This is a genomic window from Mitsuaria sp. TWR114, assembly GCF_007997345.1.
Genome location: NZ_VOSR01000627.1, coordinates 1 through 3,447, shown reverse-complemented (window position 1 = coordinate 3,447; position 3,447 = coordinate 1). Strand labels below are relative to the sequence as shown.

Here is a 3,447-nt window from a genome sequence, read left to right as displayed (position 1 = left end):
CCGCCCGGCACCGGCAAGACGATGGCGGTGGAGGTCATCGCCAACGACCTCGGGCTGGACCTGTTCAAGATCGACCTGTCGCAGGTCGTCAGCAAGTACATCGGCGAAACCGAGAAGAGCATCGACCGCCTGTTCCTCGAGGCGCGCGCGGGCAACGCGATCCTGTTCTTCGACGAGTGCGACGCGCTCTTCGGCAAGCGCACCACGGTGCAGGACGCGCACGACCGCTACGCCAACATCGAAGTCGCCTACCTGCTGCAGAAGCTCGATGAACACGAGGGCCTGAGCATCCTGGCGACCAACCTGCGGCAGAACCTGGACGTGGCCTTCACCCGCCGGCTCGGCTTCATCGTCGACTTCCCGTTCCCCGACGAGGACAGCCGACGCCGGCTGTGGGAATCGATCTGGCCGCCCAAGGTGCCGCGCAGCCAGGACCTGGATCTGGGTTTCCTGGCCGCCAACTTCAAGGTGCCCGGCGGCGCGGTGAAGAACATCGCGGTGGCCGCGGCCTTCCTGGCGGCGGAGCAGGGCGGCGAGCTCAAGACCGAGCACCTGCTGTGGGCCGCGCGGCGCGAGATCGAGAAGTCCGGCCGGCGCGTCGCCGGCAGCGAGTTCGGCCCCTACGCGGCGCGCGTGGAGGCGTTGGCCCGGGCGGGAGATCGTCATGCTGCATGAGGTCACCGACAGCCTGGAGGCCTTCTTCAAGCAGCCGGGGCTGGCGCCGCCGCTGCGCGACGCGGCGATCCGCTTCGACCGGCCGACCGATCCGTACGCGCTCGACCAGACCACGGTCAACCTGTTCCTGTTCGAGGTGCGCGAGCACCTGGAGCTGCGCAACAACGAGCCGGTGACGCGCCGGGTCGGCGGCCATCGCTCGTGGTGCCGCCAGCGTGGCGCGCCAACTGCCTCTACCTGGTCACCGCCTGGCCGGTCGGCGGCACCGACCTGCCCAAGCAGGAGCACCAGCTGCTGGGCCAGGTGCTGCAGCTGATCGCCGGTTCGCCGGTGATCCCGCCGGCCTTCCTGACGCCGGCGCTGCAGGCGCAGGAGCCGCCGCTGCCGATGCTGATGGTGCAGCCCGACGGCGTGCGCAACCCGGCGGAGTTCTGGGCCGCGATCGGCAACCGGATCAAGGCCTCGCTGCTGCTGTCGGTGACGGTGTCGCTGGAGGTCTTCGAGACCGAGACCTATCCCAGCGTCATCACCAGCGAGATCCGCCTGGAATCGCTGCCCGACGGCGCGGCGCTGGAAGCGCCGTTCTTCCGCATCGGCGGCGTGGTGCGCGACAACGCGTCGGTGCCGGTAGCCAATGCCGGCGTCCAGCTGCTGGGGCGCGGCCGCAGCACGCTGACCGACGCCGAAGGCAAGTTCTCGCTGTCGGCCGTCGCGGCGGGCAGCTACACCCTGCGCGTGACGGCGGGCGCCGTCACGCGGGACCGTGCCATCGTCGTCCCGGCCCCCGCGGTCGCGGGCTACGACGTGCAGTTGATCTGACCGAGAGAGGGCATCGATGGCTAACTATTTCGCACCCGGCGTCTACGTCGAAGAAGTCCCGCCCGTCGCCCGGCCGATCGCCGGCGTGGGCACCAGCACGGCCGCCTTCATCGGCGTGGCCGACCGGCTCGATCCGGCCGATGTCGGCAAACCGAGGAAGTTCACCAACTGGGGTGAGTTCGCCACCTTCATCGTCGGCGCCGCGCCACGCCGACGACGCCCATCCACACCACCGCCAACCGCATGCTGGCGCTGGCGGTGTTCGGCTTCTTCGCCAACGGCGGCACCACCTGCTACGTGGTGCCGGTCGCGGCCGGCGGGCTGGCCAACCTGCAGGCGCCGCTGGAGACGCTCAAGGCCTTCGACGACATCGCCATCGTCGCCGCGCCCGGCGCGCAGGGCACCGCCGCCAAGGTCCAGCTGATGGACCACTGCTTCGAGATGCAGGACCGGGTGGCCGTGCTCGACGGCGAGCACGCGCCCGCCTCCGACAGCACGCCCGCCGACATCTACGGCGGCCCCATGCCCGGCGGCGGCCCGTCCACGCCGGACAAGTTCAGCTACGGCGCGATCTACTTCCCGTGGGTCAAGGTCTTCAATCCGCTGTTCACCGGCACCGGGCCGGAGACCGAGCTGATCGACCAGCCGCCCAGCGGCCACGTGGCCGGCATCTGGGCCCGCGTGGACGCCACGCGCGGCGTGCACAAGGCACCGGCCAACGAGGGCGTGATCGGCATCGTCGACCTGGAGCGGCCGATGGGCAAGGACAAGCAGGCCAGCCTGAACCCCCCCGGCATCAACGTGATCCGGCCCTTCGGCGGCTCGCCGATGGTCTACGGCGCGCGCACGCTCGGCGGCGACCGCAACGGGGAGTACCGCTACCTCAACGTGCGGCGCTTCATGAACTTCCTGAAGGAATCGATCGACGAGGGCACGCAGTTCGTCGTCTTCGAGCCCAACTCGCCGGCGCTGTGGCAGCGGATCATCCGCTCGGTCAGCGACTTCCTCTACAACCAGTGGCGCGACGGCGCGCTGTTCGGCGCGACAGCGAAGGAAGCCTTCTTCGTCAAGTGCGACCTCGAGACCAATCCGGCCAGCGAGCGCGAGGCCGGGCGCGTCATCACCGAGATCGGCGTGGCGGTCGTCAAGCCCGCGGAGTTCGTCATCTTCCGCATCCAGCAGAACACCGGCGCCTGAGGAGAGCAGACATGGCCAGAAAAGATCCCTATCGCAACTTCCGCTTCCTGGTGGAGATCGACGGCATCGTGCAGGCCGGCTTCGCGGAGTGCAGCGGCTTCGGCTCCAACATCGAGGTGGTCGAGTACCGCGAGGGCGGCGAGGTCGCCACCGTGCGCAAGCTGCCCGGCAAGGTGTCCTATCCCGACATCACGCTCAAGTGGGGCGTGACCGACTCGCGCGAGCTCTACGACTGGCACCTGGCCGCGGTCAACGGGACCATCGACCGGCGCAACGGCTCGATCATCCTGCAGGACGACGCGGGGCAGGAGAAGGTGCGCTGGAACTTCTTCAGCGCCTGGCCCAGCAAGTACGACGGGCCGGACTTCAACGCCAAGGGCAACGACGTGTCGCTGGACGCGCTGACGGTGAGCTGCGAACGCGTCGAGCGCGCCTGAACCGGGGAGCACCATGTTCCAGACCGAGTTCGAGTTCACGCTGCCGCTGGGGTATGTCGACGCCGACGGCGACCTGCATCGCGAGGGCGTGATGCGCCTGGCCACCGCGGCCGACGAGATCCTGCCGCTGCGCGACCCGCGGGTGCAGGGCAACGAGGCCTACCTGACCATCATCCTGCTGTCGCGCGTGCTGTCGCGGCTCGGCTCGGTGGGGCAGGTCACGCCCAAGGTGGTCGAGGGCCTCTACGCGGCCGACCTGGCCTACCTGCAGGAGTTCTACAACCGCATCAACCGCAGCGGCCGCGCCACGATCGAGGCC

Annotated in this window: 7 protein-coding genes; 6 read left to right on the top strand and 1 reads right to left on the bottom strand. The window is 69.4% G+C overall.

What is annotated here, in order from left to right:
- The 3 genes from FUT87_RS21040 to FUT87_RS21030 form a co-directional block, all read left to right on the top strand.
- Positions 1-675, top strand: a 675-nt coding sequence (locus tag FUT87_RS21040; protein ID WP_147242285.1) for an ATP-binding protein, incomplete at its 5' end; no start/stop codon positions are given.
- Positions 665-991, top strand: a complete 327-nt coding sequence (locus FUT87_RS21035) for a Pvc16 family protein (protein ID WP_147242284.1) — start codon at positions 665-667, stop codon at positions 989-991. The genes FUT87_RS21040 and FUT87_RS21035, both read left to right, overlap by 11 nt.
- Positions 880-1,494 (top strand): Pvc16 family protein, encoded by a 615-nt coding sequence (locus tag FUT87_RS21030; RefSeq protein WP_186830671.1) that lies wholly within the window; start codon positions 880-882, stop codon positions 1,492-1,494. Before FUT87_RS21035 ends, FUT87_RS21030 begins: the two co-directional genes overlap by 112 nt.
- Before the next feature lie 42 nt (positions 1,495-1,536).
- Here FUT87_RS21030 and FUT87_RS30025 read toward each other — a convergent pair whose 3' ends face one another.
- The gene (locus tag FUT87_RS30025) at positions 1,537-1,686 is read right to left on the bottom strand and encodes a hypothetical protein (protein WP_222617230.1); all 150 of its coding nucleotides are present in this window, start codon (positions 1,684-1,686) and stop codon (positions 1,537-1,539) included.
- Between the two features lie 51 nt (positions 1,687-1,737).
- Between FUT87_RS30025 and FUT87_RS21025 the strand changes: the two genes are divergently transcribed.
- The 3 genes from FUT87_RS21025 to FUT87_RS21015 all read left to right on the top strand — a co-directional run.
- A complete protein-coding gene (locus FUT87_RS21025; protein WP_222617228.1) occupies positions 1,738-2,691 on the top strand; it encodes a phage tail sheath C-terminal domain-containing protein in 954 nt (317 codons plus the stop codon).
- Between the two features lie 11 nt (positions 2,692-2,702).
- Positions 2,703-3,128 (top strand): phage tail protein, encoded by a 426-nt coding sequence (locus FUT87_RS21020; protein WP_091724607.1) that lies wholly within the window; start codon positions 2,703-2,705, stop codon positions 3,126-3,128.
- A 13-nt stretch (positions 3,129-3,141) separates the two neighbouring features.
- On the top strand, positions 3,142-3,447 hold a 306-nt coding region (locus tag FUT87_RS21015), incomplete at its 3' end, for a phage tail assembly protein (protein ID WP_147242282.1).